Source organism: Desulfospira joergensenii DSM 10085 (assembly GCF_000420085.1).
Lineage (GTDB): Bacteria > Desulfobacterota > Desulfobacteria > Desulfobacterales > Desulfobacteraceae > Desulfospira > Desulfospira joergensenii.
The window spans coordinates 2,344,186-2,361,550 of sequence record NZ_ATUG01000001.1 but is presented as its reverse complement, the minus strand read 5'-3'; the positions used below and the strand labels follow the sequence as shown (position 1 = coordinate 2,361,550).

Here is a 17,365-nt window from a genome sequence, read left to right as displayed (position 1 = left end):
TCGAAATCCATGCACAAGAACTCTCCACACAGTGAGAACCTGGTTAAAGCCTTATTTAAAAGGGCTTTTCAAGATGCGTATGGAAAACACTACACATCACCTCTGAAAGTCTTGGCATCCAGTCCGCATTTTTTCATGAGATCATAAAAATCTGCCCTGTATTTTCCGGCCAGTTTAGCTGCCTGGCTCACATTCCCCCGGGTCAAGGTAAGCAGCTGGATGATATATTTTTTTTCAAAATCCAGCTTGGCATCTTTAAAAGGCTTTAACTCCGGGTTGCTGTTTTTCGGTCCCTGCATGATTAAATTCTCTGAAATAACAGAGGCATCTGACATGGCCACGCTGTATTCAACAATATTTTTTAACTCTCTTACATTTCCCGGCCAGGGGGCATTCACCAGCTTTGCCATGGCGTTGATGGAGAACTGGCTGATGTTTTTCTTCATGTCCCGGCTGAATTCATTTAAGAAGTGATGGGCAAGAAGGGGGATACAGTCCCGGCGTTCCCTTAAGGGGGGCAGGGTAATGGGAATGACATGAATCCTGTAGTAGAGATCTTCCCTGAAACGTCCCTTGGATACTTCCTGGGAAAGATTTTTATTGGTGGAAGCAATGATCCGGGCCTTAAAAGATATCTTCCGGTGTCCTCCCAGGGGGTAGAATTCATTTTCCTGCAAAACCCTGAGCAGTTTGGCCTGGATGGATACGGGGATTTCCGATATCTCATCAAAGAAAAAAGTACCGTCCCGGACCTGTTCCAGATACCCTTTTTTGTTTTTATCCGCCCCGGTAAAGGCTCCTTTCCGATAACCGAACAATTCGCTTTCAAACAGGGATTCCGGAATAGCCGCACAATTGATGGCCAGAAAAGGGGCATGTTTCCTCTGGCTGGTGACATGGATGGACTTGGCGATCAGTTCCTTGCCTGTTCCGCTCTCTCCCTCAATCAGAATATTGGAATCAATATTGGCTGCCGTGACCACCTTTTTGAGAACGGAAATCATCTTTTCATCTTTGGCAATGATGTTGTGAAGTCCGAATTCCTCATGCAGCATTCCTTTCAGAGCCCTGACCTCCTCGGTTAATTTGTTTTTTTCAAGGCACTGCCGGACATGATGGATTAAGTCGGAATCCTTAAAGGGCTTGGTCAGGTAATAGTATGCCCCTTTCTGTACAGCTTTTACCGCATTTTCAATGGTGCCGTAGGCAGTCAGTATGATCACAGGCATTTTCGGGTCCACCTTGTTGAGGGCTTCCATCAGGTCAATCCCGTTTTCGCCGTTGAGCTGATAATCGATGACGGCCAGATCGAAAAAAGCCTCATTCACAGCGGCCAAGGCATCCCTGCCGTTTGACACGGCCGTGACATCGTACTTTTCCGCCTCCAGTCTCATTTTTAAAACTTTCAGCAAAGAAAGGTCGTCATCTACAAGCAGGATATTTTCCATTCTCGGTTCCTTGATACCATTGGGTTTGGAATTTCTGAATTTCGGTAAGCAGGTCCGGGTCAGGCCGGGTCCAGGTCAATGGCTTTTAACCGGTCAATCTGCTCCAAAAGATTGGAATTTTCATTTTCAAGAGCCTTGATTCGCTCGTTCAGGGCCTTGGTTTCAGCCAGTTCTTTTTTCAGGCGGGCCAGGTTTTTTTTCAGGGATTGAATCATCCGGGTCCTGACTTTTAACTGGTCCCGGTTGATCAGGTCGTTTATATAAAGATCCTCTATCTTTTTTTCATCTTCAATGATCCGGTTCAGCAGATGGGAAAGGATCATTGCGTCTCGCATATACTGGGCCAGAACCGGATCATCTTGGTCCGGCTTGTTTGATTCACCCCTGTAGAGTTCCAGAATCCGCTCATTCTCCCTTGCCGCTCCCTTAAAGTCCTTGTTTTGGATCAGCTCCCGGACAGAGACCAGGTGTTTTCCATGCACGGTGTCTGCAGGGCTGGAAGCGGATTGAAAAGGGGGGAAAGCCTGACACCCGGCAAGGAGAATTCCTATTAAAATGCAGCAGGTAATGTAAACAGGATTTTTGTCCCTTTTGAATACTGGCTCTCGGCCCATATATTGCCTCCATGTGCGGTGATGATATATTTTGAGATGGAGAGGCCCAGGCCTGTTCCCATCCTTGTGTTGAAACCATTGTCAATCTGCTTGAATTTATAGAAGATCTTTTCAAGATCTTCAAGTTTAATTCCAGGCCCGTTGTCTTCAATGGTTATTGTTACATTTTTTTCGGAATCTGAAAAGCCGCAGGCAATCATCACCTGCCCCTTTGCCGGTGTGAATTTTATGGCGTTTCCAATGAGGTTGTCCAGTACTTCAATGATCCTGTCTTCATCAATGAACACCATGGGAAGATCCTCGGGGGGCGGAGAGAATTCAAGGCTGATCTTCCTCTTCCAGGCCAGGGGGGCCAGCTTGATGACGGATTTCCGGATCACATTGGGCATGCTGCGCCGGCTTTGCTGGTACTCCATCTTCCGGGCCTCCATTTTAGAATAATCCAGAATTCTCATGACTGATTTTAAAAGGCGGTTGCATTCCTCATGGATCAGGGAATAGAGCTGGTTCTGCTTATCCGGAGCATCCAGGTAAAACCCCTTGGACAAGATGGTGGAGGCCTCTTTAATTGAGGTGACCGGGGTCCTGAGTTCGTGGGAGACATGGCTGATAAAATCCGCCTTCAGGCTGTCCAGTTCGTTTAACCGGCGGCACATGGCATTAAAATGGTATGACAGGTCCTGGATTTCCAGAGGCCCCTCAATGGTTTGAATTTCCTTGAATTGTCCCCGGGCAATTTCCTTTGTTTTTCTTTGGAGGCTGGTAACGGATTTTCGAATCCACCGGGTGTTGACGGTGGTGATCAGCATTCCCAGCAAAACCGTCAAAATGGTCGTGATGATGGTGACGATCAGGATGCGATGGGTCATCCGGGCAGCCCGGTTTGTTTTGTTGACGATCATGTCCCTGGAAAGGCTGAGGATTTTCTTCAGATGTCCTGAGATTCTTTTAAAATGAAAACCGCTTTGGGTAAGGAGCAGGTCAAGATCCATTTCTTCCCCGGTTTCCATTGTAGTGGCGTTTTGGCTGAACCAGGCGATATAATTCTCAAGAGAAGAAAGAGACTCCGCAAACAAATCTTTTTGTTCATCGGTTTCCATCAGCGCCTTAAAGGTCTGAAGATCATTTTCCAAGTGTATTTTCATGCCCGTAAACCGGTTATGATAGGCAATATCTTTTGATACGAAATACTTCTCACCAAATTCGGCAATGGAGGTAAAGGCATCAAGGATACGGTCCCCCAGAATGATGCTCTCCTGATGCTTGTCCACAATTTCACGGTTCATCTTCTGGAGCCCGGTCAGGTTAAAGATGACCACACCGCCCGAGGCAAAGACAAGAAGCAGGATGACGGCGTTTCCGATGACCAGGCGTTTAAATATGGTAAGGGGTGTTCGCTTCATTTTTTCCTAATCTTAAAGAAGAATTTTCGGTTCGGCGTCATGACGGTGAATCGTCCCTGATTATGCTGTCCCCAAGGAAAAAAGGATACTTGATAATTTTCCCTGAGTCAAAAGGTATATCCACGCCCCAAAAAACCCAAAATCATGCAACGGCCTGAGGCTCCCGGGACGCCTCCCGGTTGCGCCCCGGGATGAACGGTTTGGGGAGCCGATCTTTCATCTGTCCGGGTATGATCGATTCTCCGATAATCGGAAAGTCAAAATCTATAAGAAAAAAGTAATTTTGGATGTTTTGTAGCAACAGCTACAGAAAAAAAGGATGTTTGTCCTTACCAATAATGATATGAACATGAAAACCCAGATGATTATCATGAAAAGGAGAAAAAATGGCTTGCCTATGCGAAAAAATAGCCGGCGGTGAGATTGAACTGTCACCCGTCTGTATAGGGAATCTCTGGATATTTAAAGACCTTGATTCTGATGAAATAAAGGCCCTGAGTCATGGAGCGGTGAGAAAAAAATTAATCAAGGGGCAATCCTTATTCCTGCAGGGAGACCCGGCAAATGAAGTGTTTTTGATCAAAGGCGGCCGTGTCAAGCTTTCCAAAGTTCTTGAAGAGGGCACGGAACTGACCCTTGACATACGAAAAGCAGGTGACTTTGTCGGAGAGAATATGTTTTCCCAGGAAGGCCAGTATCCTGTCAGCGCGGTCTGTCTTGAGACCACTCTCACATGCGGTTTTACCCGGAGTCAATTTGAAGAGCTGGTACTGCAGCATCCCGGGGTTGGCCTCCAGATCATTAAAACCCTTAGCGAACGGATCTCCTGGCTCACCGACCGTGTGGGCAGCCTTGCCGTGGCAAACATTGAGGATCGTCTTTATCGGGTCTTAAGCAATGTCGCAAAGGAACACGGGGAACAAGGCCCCCAGGGAGTTGTGATTCAGTTTCCGCTGACCCATGAAGACCTCGGTTTTTTAACGGGTGCTCACAGGGTCAGTATTACCCGCGCCATGAAATCACTCAAAAAATCGGGGAAAATTATCATTGCGGACAGGCGGCTCATCCTTCCCGCCTTAAAAATCGCTTAAAATTTTCTTTGTCGACGGAATGTCGATCTGGTCTGCCGCCTTCCTGTTTGTATTTATTTGAGGCCGGGAGTTTTCAATCCTTCTGGAAAAGGGTATAAAATCAGGATTGCCCAGAATCCAAAAATCCAGGCCTCAAATGAACATCATCTCAACCATTGTACCGATTTTTATCATCATCTTTATCGGCCTTTTTGCCAGGCAGAGGGGATTTATCCCAAGGGATTTCCTGCACCAGGCCAATCGGCTGGTTTATTATATTGCCATTCCGGCCATGATCTTCAGCGCCGTTGCAAAGGCCTCCCTGAAAAATGAGTTCCACCTGACAGTCCTTTTGCTTACCCTGGCTTCGGTGATCATCATCACCCTCATTGCCTGGGCCGCAGCAGGCATTTTCAAGATTCCGCGATTGTCCACAGGCTCCTTTATCCATTGTTCGTTTCACGGGAACCTCGGGTATATCGGACTTGCCGTGGCGTTTTACTACCTGGGGCACAACGGTTTTGTCCGCGCCGCCATTATTGCGGGATTTGTCATGATCGTCCAGAACGTCCTGGCCGTGGCTGTTCTCCAGTTTCACAGCCGGAACCCCAGGGACCACCTGAACCTGACAGGAACCTTGAAAAGCGCCATGACCAATCCCGTTATCCTGTCGGCCCTGTCCGGCATCCTTTTCTCCCTTCTGGGTCTTACCCTGCCCGTTATCCTGGACCGGTCCCTGGATATTTTAAAGGGAATGGCCCTGCCAACGGCTCTGCTGGTAATCGGGGCCTCCCTTTCCTTTGAAAAGCTGAAGCTCGGATTTTTCCGGGTCCTGCTGTCCGGCTTATTAAAGGTCATGGTCCTGCCGGCCATAGGTCTGGTTCTGTTCAAGCTGTTCGGGGTCCAGGCCCGGGATTATCTTCCCGGCCTGATCATCCTTGCCTCCCCCACGGCCACCCTGGTCTATATCATGGCCGAGCAGATCGGGGGGGATCCCGACTTTGCCGTGGCCGCCATCTCCATCAGTACAATTCTGTCCGGATTTACCTATGGAATCTGGCTGGGGCTGGGATAGACCGGAAGGTTTTGTCCCCTTTTCCCTTTTCCTCTAGAAGAAATATAGTTTGTTGACTTTATAAAGTTACATATTATATTTTTTGTAACTTTAAAGGAGAAAAAAATGCCAAGAACCGGGCTTGCATCCACCCAATTGTTGGAAAAAATTATCCAGTTGGCTGAGCAAAAGATAAGAGACTTCGGGTTTAAGCGCCTGACCCTTACCCAATTGGCCAATGAAATGGGGGTGTCCCATGCAGCACTGTACAAACATGTTTCCAGCAAAGAAGCCCTGCTCGATTTTATTTCAAAGAAATGGCTTCTGGAAATGGATGAGCAGCTAAAATGCATCAGCCGGGAATCCATTGAAGCATATGACCTCCTTTTGAAGTGGTTTACAACTTACCATCGGTTGAAACTGAACAAGGTTCGTAAGGATCCGGAAATCTATAAAACCTTTAATATGGCTGTAGAGAAGAAAAAAGTCTTTGTTCAGGAGCACCTCAATGAAATCAAAGATCAATTGGGGTTTATCGTTGAACGCGGCAAAGAAGCCCACATGTTTGACCGGTTTTCAACCCAAAAAACCGTAAACTTATTGATGGAAAGCACGGTAAGCTTTCATCATCCTCTTCTTGTCGCCGAACAGCAGCAGGAGGATAGAATTCAGGAATTGAAACGTCTTATCCACACCCTGGTGAAAGGACTAAAATCCAACAGCAATACGCAAAAGGAGAAATCCATGAAAACCATACAAGATCGAGTGGCCCTGATCACGGGAGGAACCCGGGGAATCGGCCTGGCAATAGCAAAAAAATTAGCCCGAAAAGGATATAAACTGACCTTAATCTATTCACACAACAAAGCCGCGGCCCAATCCGCTCTGCAGGAAATTAAGGCAGGCTCCTCTGAAGTGAATATTATCCAGGCGGACGTGGCCAGTCCGGAGGATATGAACAAAGCCTTTGGGAAAACCGAAGAAGCCTTTGGAGGCGTTGATGTGGTGATCCATTCTGCCGGGATTATGCTTTTAAGTCCTTTGGCGGAATTAGACCTTGAGGACCTGGATCGAATGCACAGGACCAATATCCGGGGAACCTTTATCGTGAATCAGCAAGCCGCCCTGAGGGTTCGACCGGGGGGAGCCATTATTAATCTCTCCTCCTCTGTAAAGAAGCTGGCATTTGAGCAATACGCCGGGTATGCCGCATCAAAGGGAGCGGTTGATGCCATCATCCCCATCCTGGCCAAAGAGCTTCGGGGCAAAGACATCACGGTCAATGCGGTCGCTCCGGGGCCTACGGCAACAGAATTGTTCTTTAAAGGCAAGGATGAAGAAACCATTGCCCGTCTGTCAAAGGCGAGCCCTCTGGAACGGCTGGGCACCCCTGATGATATGGCTGAGCTGGTGGCCTTTTTGGCGGGACCGGGGCGGTGGGTCAACGGACAGATAATCTATGCCAACGGCGGAATCATTTAAAAGAAATCATCCCCTTGCATTGCAGGGAATAGACGGTTGACAAGATCCCCACAAATTGCGGGGATCTTGTCACAAGTATCAAGCCGTTCCCATCCAGGTTTCTGAATTTCCTTACTCCCTTTTATATCGCCCGATCAGGCGGTTCATCCCGATCAGATGCGGCTCTATTCTTTCCAGAAGCTGCCACAGGTTCAGCCCGGGTTCAAGATCCAGGGTCTTATCCAATGCCAGGACCCAAAAATAATAATTGTGCAGGCCGTGCCCGTTGGGCGGCATGGGACCGTTGTAGCTTGTTTTCCCAAAATCGGTAATGCCGCTGGTATACAAATGGGTGGCTTCATCCAGATGCCTCACATCTCCGGGAATATTGTACAGCACCCAGTGAACAAAACCATAGGTGCCTCTGCCGGATACCAGCGGGGCATCCGGGTCATGACAGATAACGGCGAAGGACATGGTTCCCCCGGGCGGGTTTTCCCATGACAATGCCGGTGAAACATCTTCTCCTTCCCCGGTAAATTTGGAGGGGATCAGAGTATCCTGTTCAAATGCATTGCTTTTTACTTGCATTTTTGTCGGTGCAAAACCCATGATGGTCTCTCCTTTCTTTTTGGTTTTTAAATTGGGCAGCCATGAATCAGGGTAATGGGGATTTTTTGTCCTGTCAATGGCCCCGCCTGCCAGTTTTGTTTGGCAAAAAATTGTTTTCCTTTGTGAGTGATGACAGGTTTTTTCCTGGCAGCATCTGAATAGACCTGCCCTCTTTGTCTTTAATCCCCCCTACCAATCAGTTCATCTAAGATCTTCTGCCGCTTTTCAATTCGCTTTTCAGCAGGTTTTACTATTTTTAAAGGCAACAACTCGATCAATGATTCAATCGTCTTAAATTTAACAATTGGTTTCAAAACCCAATCATATTCCATTATGTCTACGAACATTGAATACTCTCTTTTGCCCTCTTCTAATATTGGAACAAATGGTATCTTAAAAAAGGGTACCGTTGTTGCGAGTTCATTCGGTACTGAGGGGCCGCTTAAATCAGTAATAACAAAGCGTGACAATCCAACAAGAGTCTTAACGGTTTCAGTATAATTTCTATCACGGGGCCGCTCAAAATCAAAAATCATCGGCAGGTACTTCATTTCTCTTAACTTAGCGGCACAAGCTCGCAATGTTTCAATTCCACCACCTCCAAATCGCCCTAAAATCAGCACCCCCTTTTGAGTCATGGAATTAAAAACATTTTTGAGGTTTTCATGTCTTAAAAGAAGGTAAATAAATTGGGCAACCTCTAAACTATCAACACAGACCGCAGGTTGGTCTTGTTTGGATATTGATAAGTTGTTTTGTACCGTTCCTTTTAAACGCAAACCCCATGCTGAAGAGCCGAAAATTTTACATCCAGTGAGGTTTGCATCTTCAAAGTTCGTGTCCGCCATTTGAGCATATCTCAAATTTACATCATATAGGCTCGCTTCCTTAAAATTGGCACCGATCAGATTTGCTTCTCTTAAGTTGGCGCCTTCTAACTTTGCATGATTAAAAATAGTCCCATTCAATTTTGTTCTAAATAAGTCGGCCCAAGATAGATTCGCATTGGTAAAATTCGCATTTTGAAGGTTTGCATCAGATAGAGTGGCCAAGGTGAGGTTCGCATCCAAAAAGACAGTATCTCTAAGGTTTGCTCCCTGAAGAAAAGTTTTACATAGGCTCGCTCGACTGAAATCCGCATCGTGAGAAATTGAATCGTTGAGGTTGGCCCCGTTGAGTTGTGCTCCGGTGAGTTTAGCTCTGCGAAGGTCAACGTCTTTAAGAATAGCCTTGTTAAGGTTTGCTTTTTCAAGATTGGCATCCATGAGGATAGTTTTTCTGAGCATGGTTTCGTTGAGAAATGCACCTTTGAGATTCACCCCACTCAAGTCTGCTCCGTCAAGGTTTGAGCCATTAAGGTTTGATGCGTTAAAATTTGCACCACTGAGGATTTGATTGCAGAGTTCTGAATGGTTCAGGTCAGGTTTTATATCTTTGTTATCATCTCTCCACTTATTCCAAACATTTACACCTTGCTTGATGATATCGAGATGGTTTTGGTTTGCCATTTCATAATCCTCCGTAACATAGCCTATTTTTTTCTTATGGATGATGAATTTTTCCTTGTAATGATCGATTTCTACATCCTGAAATTATTTTTCTTCCTAATAAGAAATCATGTCAAGCAAATTATAGGAAGTCAAACTTCGAACAGGGCTTGTATTTTCAAGCAAGCCAGGGAGGTCAGGCAGTAGACGGGGGGTGTCAATATTAAGAAAAGAGCCGCAACAATTTTTTTAAATCCTTTTTCGGGTCAAATGTGCCCAGATCCTGAATCGACAAGGGGGCAGAGCCGGGTTGGGGAGGGGTGCAGAGGATATGATTCACGATGAGGGTTAGTTTTTCCAGTTTCTCGGTAACGGTTTCCAAGGATTCGTGGGGAACAGGATAGTTTGACAGCATCAGGTATTCCATGGGATAGCGATCCAGTTTCTTCTCAAACCGCAGTATGCTTTTGAGCATGTTTTCTTCCTGGCGTTTTCTGTCTGAAAAATAGTGTTCATAGTCCGTTGAATCCGGGGCCTGGGAAAGGATATTTAAAAACAGGTCAAACACTTCTGTGAACTCATGGATCCGGTTTTTTGATTTCCGGATAAACTTGAGTATGAACTTCTTTTTTTCTTTATTGAAAAGATAGTTCCGGGTCCGGAACAGGATTCTGAAGGAGAATAGATCTGAAACCGGGATGGTTTTCTCAAGGGCCTTACAGATATCAGAATCTATTTTCCTTGTCAGGAAGAGTCTTGAGATGAAGAGCTCAATCTGATCCGGCGGAATTTCGACAAGATAAGGGGCGGTTCTTTCCGGATGAAACAGTCTGAGCATGGAATGATTGTGAATCATATGACCGGTGATTTCCGTCAGATGCTTTTGTTCGAGTCCCCCGGTTTCCAGCAGGGGCTCCAGGGCAAGGCGGACATCCTGTTCCGGGAAAAGAATCATTTCTAGCATCATTTCCCTTTCCGGGAAATCTTCATCTGCCAGGGCATCTTCCAGGTCAGTGGCTGTACCCATCCCAAAACTGGATTCAAGAAAAGACAAAGAAGCCCTGGAAAGAAAAAGTCCTTTTTCCCAGATCTCTTCCAATGCCCGGCCTATCTTTTTGAATTGTTTTTCCGGGCCCATATTTTCTGCCTGATCCAATAAAAATGAACGGATAGTTGTTTGCCGGAAATTGCAAGCGTAAGTATAATCTATCTTTTATGAAGGATCAATTTCAGATGGCGGGTTTTTTGAAGCCGGCAGGTTTATGATTCCGGGACAGGATCTGATTTTTATGTAACATTGGGGCTCACCTGACAGCGGACTCAAGGGAGCGCTGTCGGGTGAGATTCTTTCCATAGGGAATCCCCAGCCGATCCATGCGTTTGCGCAGGGTGTTGGGATGGATGTTCAACAATTGGGCTGCACCGCCCGGCCCGTTGATTTTTCCCTTGGCCGATGCCAGGGCCTTTCGGATATGAATGCGGTTGATCTGGTCCAGGCTTAGAAATGAACCCTGTGCTTCTGCCATCCCTGTTTCCGATATCCGGATTCCTTTTCCCGGAATTAAACCGGAAAAGCTAAGGCGCCTGTTCCTGGAGCAGATCATGGCCCGCTCGATAATATTTTCAAGTTCCCTGACATTTCCCGGCCAATGGTAATCCTGTAATTGCTCGATTTCTTTTCTTTCAATCTCCGGTAATCCGCCAGGGCTGAGGCGACCTGCCTTTTTACGGATAAAATACCTGGCAAGCTCGGGGATATCGGATTTGCGCCGGCGGAGGGGAGGAATATGAATGGGGAAAACGTTTAAGCGGAACCAGAGATCTTCCCTGAAGGTCCCGTCCGATACCATGGCATCCAGATTCCGATGGGTGGCCGAAATCATCCGGATATCGAGGGAAAAAGAGCCGATTCCCCCCACCCGTTCGATTTCACGGGTCTGGAGAACATGGAGGAGACGGACCTGGACCGGCAGGGGCAGTTCCCCGATTTCATCCAGGAAGATGGTTCCTTTATTCGCCAATTCAAACCGGCCCTGCTTTTTGGCCAGGGCACCGGTAAAAGAACCTTTTTCATGCCCGAACAATTCACTGTCCACAAGGGTTTCTGGGATTGCACCGCAGTTAACATTGACAAAAGGGCCGTTTCTGCGGATCGAGACCTTGTGAATTTCTCTGGCAATCAATCCCTTGCCCACCCCGGTTTCTCCCATCAACAGCACAGAGGTGTCCAGACCGGCCACCATTTCAACCTGTTCCATGACCCGGGCAAGGCCGCTGCTCTCACCGATGATTCGAATCGGGTCAAAGTTTATTTGATGATTTGGGGTATCCATGGTCCTTTTTGGTATGATGCACGGGTCTGAATGGACTTGAACCCTTTCCCTAATAAAACCATTAATTTTAAATTGACATTGATCTGGATAAGGATTATCCGGAGAGCATGGCTTTCCTCTTCAAATTCAAAAAAGAGGGACCAGGCAGAAGTATTCCGGTGTCATTCCCCTGGCGAGCTCCCATGCAGGTGGAAATTCTATTCCCCAGACCCGGAAAACCGCTGACTCGGTCTGGTTATTTGCTTACTCATTTAATTTATTCCTCCTTCAGAACAGTATCAAAAATCAACTCTACTAAAAGGATACGGATGAGCCGGGAAAATCCGGCGGAAGAAATTTGCTCTACTTATTTTCTAAAATTTAAACTTATTGCGAAAAGCCCTCCTGGCACGGGTGAGAAGGGATTCAACGGCATGTAATGTCACTTCCAGACTCTCTGCGATTTCCTTATAGCTCATCCCCTGTTCATGCCGCAGATGAATGGCTGCCCGCTGGTTCTCGGGAAGTCCTGAAAGGACAAGGTCGATCCGCTCCCTGAGTTCTGCCGTGCAAAGATGGTGAAGGGGGGTTTTGTTGCTCACAGCCTCGGGCTGACGTGTCAAGGTTTCCGGCCTCATCTTCCGCAGGTGGTCGATACAAAGATTACGGGTAATAAGGAACAAATAGGTCCGCAATGTGGAAAAGGTCCTGTAGGCATCTGCAGTCCGGTAAAGCCGAAGAAAGACCTCCTGGGAGATGTCTTCAGCCTCGGAGACATCCCGCAGTAAACTTAAGGCAAATCCGTATACCCCTTTCTGATACCGGTTTAATATCTCCTTGAATGCATCTGAGTTCCCTTTTGAAATCAAGGAGACCAAATCAGCATCAGATTTTTTTTTATAGGGGGCGGAAAAAATCAACCTTGGGGTTTATCCTTGCACATCCTCTTTTCGAAATTCTTTTTCATTTCCGAAATAAGATACAGACTTTTTTCACTACCAAGCAGCTTGCGAATCTCGATAATATATCCAGCTTTGTTCAGGGCACTCTTTTTTGAGATTTGACTGTATGACTCAATCAGAGGGGCGACCATATCCATATCGAGGTTGCCTGGCCTGCCCATCAGGTCCAGGATTTTTCTCTCTTCTTTAGAAAGCAGCTTCCTAAATTTCCAATGATCGGTATCCAGCTGTTTAATGGTATCTGTCACCTTTCCCCTGAGTTCCTCCGGCAAATCCATTCCGTCCAGGATTTTCAAAATCGGTCCCGGTCCGGGCCGCATTTTTCGGTTCGCGGCAGTAAAGAAGAACCCGATATTGAATGCGAGGGAAAAGAACAACAATACCCATACTCCTTTTTTCCAGAATGTCAGGCCCATGATATGAGTAAGTCCCCCACAGAAAAGAAAAATCCGGAAATCTCGCAGTATTGGGCCCATTGCTGTATGCCGATCCCGCCGTCCCCCAGTTGACAGCCGATTACCAGGCCGATGAGTGCGCTTAAGACCATGGCTGTCTGGGCACCCCAGCCGAGTGCGATCCACCAGAAGATCAATCCCGCCCGGGGGGCTGCTTCCTTGAAAAATAGGTCTAGGGTTCTTTTCTCCAGCCCTGGGGAAGGCCGGGCAGGGGATCGGGACTCCAGAAGACCGGTAAGGCAGCGCAATTCTTCGGCCTTTACCGAACAGGTCCTGCATTCGGCAAGATGATGTTCAAAAAGTATCCTTTTTTCATGAGCCAGTTCTCCATCAATCCAAGCATCCATCATTCCATTTGCATCCTTGCATTTCATGATACACCTCTTTGTGGTTAATCCTTTCCTTATTATAACGGATGAACCGTGAAATTCCGGCACATTATTTTAATAATTATCCTAATTTTACGCTATTTGAAAAATTTTATCTAGTTTACACCATGGTATAACTAGTTATTACACCATGGGGTAAATTTCAGGAGAAGTTATATATAACTATCTTATTTTACACGCTTATAATATGTGGGCACGTTTCCTGCTCTCAATTGAAATATTCTTTCGGATCATGTGGAGAAGAACTTTAGCTGACAGGTAGAAAAAATGAAAATTCATCTTCATAAAAACGCAACAACCACCCCAGCCCAGAGGGCTTTTATCCAGAACAATTCCCATTTCAGTGTGTCCCAACTGGCAGAAAAAATAGGGGTCAGCAAGACTACGGTACGGCGTTGGCGGAAGCGGTCCAATGTCTTTGACCATTCCCATACCCCCAACCGAGTCAGCAAAGCCCTTACACCTGTAGATGAGATTAAGATCGTCCTCTGCCGCCTGGTCACCCGGGCCGGACTGGACGATCTTCACAAGATCGTTGGATCCTTCCTGGATATCGAGTGTTCCCGGGCCAGCCTGAACCGTTGCCTGAAACGGTATCATATCTCAAAACTCCCCGGGCTGCAGCATTTTGTTCCCTATGATCTCAGGGACTATACCGGCACTTATCTGTATTATATTTGTTTTCAGATCCCCGGATTTTCCGGTCTGACCTCTCCGATCTCCCTGCATACTCTTCTGGACTGCTCCTTCAGGATTGTCAATGCCAAACTCACCCTTTCCGGCCCCGAGTTTCTGTCCCACTATATCCGTGAGTTCCCCTTACGGATACTGGGCATCATCCACCAGGACCCTGTTGTCCTGACCCCGGGAACGGATATTGGGGCGGACAGGCACCGGCAGCTCATGATGGTGGAGAACCAGTGCCGGTCCAACAGAATACTTTCGCATCATCTTGAGACCCCCTATCCCAAGACCATTCAAAAGCTGAAAGAGGTCTGCGCCTCCCTTGAAAACAAAATGCCCCATGTTTTCTGGGATTTTCCCTGGTCTTCCAACCCGGAATTTGCCAAAGGGATCAACCAGTACAATAACCGGTTTACCCTGGGCGCATTGAAGCGGAAGACCCCCAACCAGGCCCTGAAGAGGCATTACATCCTTTTCCCCAGCAGTTTCAGGCAAAAACCCGAAACCTGGGCTTGAGTCTTGCCGGCCGCTTTTTCCCCAAACCTGCCGGGAGATCATCCCGGTCTCCCGGGGGATAAAGATTGTATGATTATCTCAGTGGATTGTTTTCTAGATAAAAGCGGTATGCCAAATGATAGTTAAATATCTTACATAACCAATCATTTGAGACATAATATCCTCCTGATTTTTAACTAGTTTTTTATCCTAAAGAAAGTCTTGAAAGCTCTCGATATCAGCTGCAGGAACGGATCGATCCGGGCGGTTAGCTCCCGCCCCAATAATTCACACACCTTTGGGATACCAGGTGTGGCAACAGGTAAACCGGCACTGATGCCTTTACCATTAGAACCCAATTCACGGAGGAAAGAAACATGAGTCTATCAATAAACACAAATGTCTCGGCACTGGTTGCACATCAGAACATGCTCACAACGGACAACGAGATGAACACATCCCTGGAAAGGCTTTCCACGGGCCTTCGGATCAACAAGGCTGCGGACGACGCCTCGGGCATGACCATTGCCGACTCCCTCAAGGCCCAGTACCTGGGAATCGGCCAGGGCATTCAGAATGCCAACGAAGGGGTCTCCATTGTCCAGATCGCCGACGGTGCTTTGGAAGAATCCATCAATATTGTCAATACCATCAAGTCAAAGGCGATTCAGGCAGCCTCCGACGGCCAGACCGCGGAGACCCGGGCCGCCATCCAGGCGGATATTGACAAGCTCCTGGATAACCTGGACACCATTGCCAAGACCACGTCCTACAACGGCCAGCAGCTTCTCAACGGCGGATTCACCGGCAAGGAACTGCAGATCGGGGCCTCTGCCAACCAGACCGCCGCCATCAACATCGGCTCCACGCAATCCACCCAGACCGGCCATGTGTCCACGGCCACCCTGGCCCTGGACAATAAAGACGGAGGAGAGATCAAACTCACCATTACCTCTGCCATTTCAGGAGAGGAAGTGGAGCTGGAGGCCATTGAGATCCTTATGGACAGCAACTCGGCAGCCAACGGGATGGGCGCCCTGGCCGATGAGATCAACTCCCAGACCTACCTGACCGGTGTCTCTGCCACGGCCGTGGTGAAAAGCACCACAGCCGAAGCCATCCAGGCAGGGTCCACAGGAGACGACTTCTCCATCAACGGAGTGCGCATCGGCGCTGTCGATGTCCTGGACAACGATTCCAAGGAGGCTCTGGTCACAGCCATCAACGACCAGACCACGGAAACCGGGGTAATCGCAAGCAGGAATCAGGACGGCACCCTGTCCCTGACCTCGGAAGACGGCCGGGCCATCCTGGTCCAAGGGGATACCGGGAAGGTGTTCGGAGACCAGACCGCAGACGACATGTCCACCATCGGGTATATCACCCTTACCCAGGCCGGCTCCAGCCAGTTCAACATCGAGGGCACCACCAACGGCAGTCTTCAGGATGACTTTACCCTGACCGCGAACCTGACCACTTTCGACGACGCCACTCTGGCCGCAGGTTCCGAGATTGCCGTGGGCTCCACCTTGGCCGCAGGCACGGTGGTAGGCGGGGATGCCACCCTTACTGCAGCCGTGACAAACACCACGGGCGAATATGAACTGGCCGCGGGATCCGAACTGCTTACCGGCAGTGTTCTTGGCCAGGGCACCACCCTGGGCGGAACCGCTGAGGTGGGCGGCGCCGCCACAAGCCTGAACCTGGACAGCAAGATCACCGCCGGCTCCGTCCTGGAGACCGGTTCGGTGCTAAAGGCCGGCACCACCCTCACCTTTGACTTTTCAGACGGCGGCGTCACCTATACGGCCGGCACCACCCTGAGCACGGATCTGACCCTGGCCAGCTCTCTCAGTATTTCAACGGAAATGACCCTGGCAAAGGGCTCTGAACTTGCTGTCGGAAGCACCCTGGAAGCCGGCAGCTTCGCCGGGGCGGACATTGCCCTTGGTGCGGATATGAACGTAGACGAGGACATGACCCTTGGGACCGGATCCACCCTTGCCGATAATTCCGTACTGGCGGCCGGCTCCACCATTGGGCATGATACCACGGTCGACGATGGCGCCGGCGGGGCCATCACAACCACCCAGGAAACCAACCTGGCCGCCGGCTCCACCCTTGCGGCCGATTCCGTTCTGGGGGAAGGTTCCGAGATTGAACAGGCCATGACCGTTGATGCGGTAACCCTGTCCGAGGCCACGATTCTTAAGGCCGGCTCTGTCCTGGAAGCAGGCACCACGCTTGCGGCCGGCACCGTCCTGACCGAGGACATGGCGTTGGAGGACAGCAGTGGTACCGTGCATAATCTGAAAGCGGGCGACATCCTTAACGAGGATCTGGATACTACGGCACAAATTACCCTGTCCAAGGACCTGATCCTGGCAAAAGGCAGCGCCCTTGCAGCGGATTCGGTCGTTAAAATCGATACAGACAGTGCCGGCAACCTGGACTTGAGCGGCCAGGAGGGCCTGACCCTCTCGGATATCAACGTCATGACCCAGGAGGATGCCCAGATCGCCATTGAGATTGCGGATGCGGCCCTGGCCGATCTGGACGCCACCCGGAGTGACCTGGGTTCGGTGCAGAACCAGCTCACCTCCACCATTGCCAACCTTTCCGTGACCAAGACCAATGTCCAGTCCGCGGAATCCACCATCAGGGACGTGGACTTTGCCGAGGAGACGGCCAATTTCACCCGGCTTCAGCTCCTGGCCCAGACCAGTTCCTATGCCATGACCCAGGCCAATGCCAATTCTCAGAACGTGTTGAGCCTGCTCAAGTAAACCAGTAAAATAGCCGGGCCAAGGCCTGAAACGACAAACCCCCGGGGGCGAATGCCCCCGGGGGTTTGTTATGGAGGGAGAGATGGAAAGGAGCCGGGGACCGGGTCTGCCCCGATAAAAGACAGGCCCCGGG

Annotated in this window: 15 protein-coding genes; 5 read left to right on the top strand and 10 right to left on the bottom strand. The window is 48.8% G+C overall.

The window, feature by feature from the left end:
* Positions 1–89: 89 nt before the first annotated feature.
* The 3 genes from F608_RS0111870 to F608_RS0111860 form a co-directional block, all read right to left on the bottom strand.
* Positions 90–1,448 (bottom strand): sigma-54-dependent transcriptional regulator, encoded by a 1,359-nt coding sequence (locus F608_RS0111870; RefSeq protein ID WP_022665861.1) that lies wholly within the window; start codon positions 1,446–1,448, stop codon positions 90–92.
* Positions 1,449–1,507: 59 nt separating this feature from the next.
* Entirely contained in the window at positions 1,508–1,930 is a 423-nt protein-coding gene (locus F608_RS0111865) for a hypothetical protein (RefSeq protein WP_153307486.1), read from the bottom strand.
* A 68-nt stretch (positions 1,931–1,998) separates the two neighbouring features.
* Positions 1,999–3,465 (bottom strand): ATP-binding protein, encoded by a 1,467-nt coding sequence (locus tag F608_RS0111860; protein WP_022665859.1) that lies wholly within the window; start codon positions 3,463–3,465, stop codon positions 1,999–2,001.
* 386 nt (positions 3,466–3,851) lie between these two features.
* Between F608_RS0111860 and F608_RS0111855 the strand changes: the two genes are divergently transcribed.
* From F608_RS0111855 to F608_RS35690, 3 genes are all read left to right on the top strand, one after another.
* Positions 3,852–4,556, top strand: a complete 705-nt coding sequence (locus F608_RS0111855; protein ID WP_022665858.1) for a Crp/Fnr family transcriptional regulator — start codon at positions 3,852–3,854, stop codon at positions 4,554–4,556.
* A 136-nt stretch (positions 4,557–4,692) separates the two neighbouring features.
* Positions 4,693–5,610 (top strand): AEC family transporter, encoded by a 918-nt coding sequence (locus F608_RS0111850; protein WP_022665857.1) that lies wholly within the window; start codon positions 4,693–4,695, stop codon positions 5,608–5,610.
* A 105-nt stretch (positions 5,611–5,715) separates the two neighbouring features.
* Positions 5,716–7,071: an SDR family oxidoreductase gene (locus F608_RS35690; RefSeq protein WP_022665856.1), complete on the top strand. Its 1,356-nt coding sequence runs from the start codon at positions 5,716–5,718 to the stop codon at positions 7,069–7,071.
* A gap of 111 nt (positions 7,072–7,182) precedes the next feature.
* Here the strand turns inward: F608_RS35690 and F608_RS0111840 are convergent, their stop codons facing one another.
* The 7 genes from F608_RS0111840 to F608_RS0111800 all read right to left on the bottom strand — a co-directional run bounded on the left by F608_RS0111840 (position 7,183) and on the right by F608_RS0111800 (position 13,252).
* Positions 7,183–7,662: a YbhB/YbcL family Raf kinase inhibitor-like protein gene (locus F608_RS0111840; RefSeq protein ID WP_022665855.1), complete on the bottom strand. Its 480-nt coding sequence runs from the start codon at positions 7,660–7,662 to the stop codon at positions 7,183–7,185.
* A 179-nt stretch (positions 7,663–7,841) separates the two neighbouring features.
* Positions 7,842–9,170 carry a pentapeptide repeat-containing protein gene (locus F608_RS34710; RefSeq protein WP_051148528.1) on the bottom strand — a complete coding sequence of 443 codons (1,329 nt, stop codon included), beginning with the start codon at positions 9,168–9,170 and terminating at the stop codon, positions 7,842–7,844.
* Between the two features lie 202 nt (positions 9,171–9,372).
* Entirely contained in the window at positions 9,373–10,287 is a 915-nt protein-coding gene (locus F608_RS0111820; protein ID WP_022665854.1) for a hypothetical protein, read from the bottom strand.
* A gap of 166 nt (positions 10,288–10,453) precedes the next feature.
* Positions 10,454–11,482 carry a sigma-54 interaction domain-containing protein gene (locus F608_RS31615; RefSeq protein ID WP_022665853.1) on the bottom strand — a complete coding sequence of 343 codons (1,029 nt, stop codon included), beginning with the start codon at positions 11,480–11,482 and terminating at the stop codon, positions 10,454–10,456.
* A 353-nt stretch (positions 11,483–11,835) separates the two neighbouring features.
* Complete coding sequence (locus F608_RS31610) at positions 11,836–12,339, bottom strand: RNA polymerase sigma factor (protein ID WP_279615086.1); 504 nt, start codon at positions 12,337–12,339, stop codon at positions 11,836–11,838.
* Between the two features lie 38 nt (positions 12,340–12,377).
* Positions 12,378–12,839 (bottom strand): hypothetical protein, encoded by a 462-nt coding sequence (locus tag F608_RS0111805; protein WP_027362687.1) that lies wholly within the window; start codon positions 12,837–12,839, stop codon positions 12,378–12,380.
* A complete protein-coding gene (locus F608_RS0111800; protein ID WP_022665850.1) occupies positions 12,830–13,252 on the bottom strand; it encodes an anti-sigma factor family protein in 423 nt (140 codons plus the stop codon). The genes F608_RS0111805 and F608_RS0111800 overlap by 10 nt, the downstream gene beginning before the upstream one ends.
* 282 nt (positions 13,253–13,534) lie before the next feature.
* Between F608_RS0111800 and F608_RS0111795 the strand changes: the two genes are divergently transcribed.
* Both F608_RS0111795 and F608_RS0111790 read left to right on the top strand, forming a co-directional pair.
* On the top strand, positions 13,535–14,467 hold the full coding sequence (locus F608_RS0111795; RefSeq protein WP_022665849.1) for a helix-turn-helix domain-containing protein: 933 nt from the start codon (positions 13,535–13,537) through the stop codon (positions 14,465–14,467).
* A gap of 356 nt (positions 14,468–14,823) precedes the next feature.
* On the top strand, positions 14,824–17,232 hold the full coding sequence (locus F608_RS0111790) for a flagellin N-terminal helical domain-containing protein (RefSeq protein ID WP_022665848.1): 2,409 nt from the start codon (positions 14,824–14,826) through the stop codon (positions 17,230–17,232).
* The last annotated feature ends 133 nt before the right edge of the window (positions 17,233–17,365 follow it).

What these genes read in the sequence shown, in the direction of transcription:
- F608_RS0111860 (WP_022665859.1), bottom strand. Translation starts at nt 3,465, where the DNA reads ATGAAGCGAACACCCCTTACCATATTTAAACGCCTGGTCATCGGAAAC.
- F608_RS34710 (WP_051148528.1), bottom strand. Translation starts at nt 9,170, where the DNA reads ATGGCAAACCAAAACCATCTCGATATCATCAAGCAAGGTGTAAATGTT.
- F608_RS0111840 (WP_022665855.1), bottom strand. Translation starts at nt 7,662, where the DNA reads ATGGGTTTTGCACCGACAAAAATGCAAGTAAAAAGCAATGCATTTGAA.
- F608_RS0111795 (WP_022665849.1), top strand. Translation starts at nt 13,535, where the DNA reads ATGAAAATTCATCTTCATAAAAACGCAACAACCACCCCAGCCCAGAGG.
- F608_RS0111800 (WP_022665850.1), bottom strand. Translation starts at nt 13,252, where the DNA reads ATGAAATGCAAGGATGCAAATGGAATGATGGATGCTTGGATTGATGGA.
- F608_RS0111850 (WP_022665857.1), top strand. Translation starts at nt 4,693, where the DNA reads ATGAACATCATCTCAACCATTGTACCGATTTTTATCATCATCTTTATC.
- F608_RS0111870 (WP_022665861.1), bottom strand. Translation starts at nt 1,448, where the DNA reads ATGGAAAATATCCTGCTTGTAGATGACGACCTTTCTTTGCTGAAAGTT.
- F608_RS0111805 (WP_027362687.1), bottom strand. Translation starts at nt 12,839, where the DNA reads ATGGGCCTGACATTCTGGAAAAAAGGAGTATGGGTATTGTTGTTCTTT.
- F608_RS0111855 (WP_022665858.1), top strand. Translation starts at nt 3,852, where the DNA reads ATGGCTTGCCTATGCGAAAAAATAGCCGGCGGTGAGATTGAACTGTCA.
- F608_RS0111820 (WP_022665854.1), bottom strand. Translation starts at nt 10,287, where the DNA reads ATGGGCCCGGAAAAACAATTCAAAAAGATAGGCCGGGCATTGGAAGAG.
- F608_RS0111790 (WP_022665848.1), top strand. Translation starts at nt 14,824, where the DNA reads ATGAGTCTATCAATAAACACAAATGTCTCGGCACTGGTTGCACATCAG.
- F608_RS31615 (WP_022665853.1), bottom strand. Translation starts at nt 11,482, where the DNA reads ATGGATACCCCAAATCATCAAATAAACTTTGACCCGATTCGAATCATC.
- F608_RS35690 (WP_022665856.1), top strand. Translation starts at nt 5,716, where the DNA reads ATGCCAAGAACCGGGCTTGCATCCACCCAATTGTTGGAAAAAATTATC.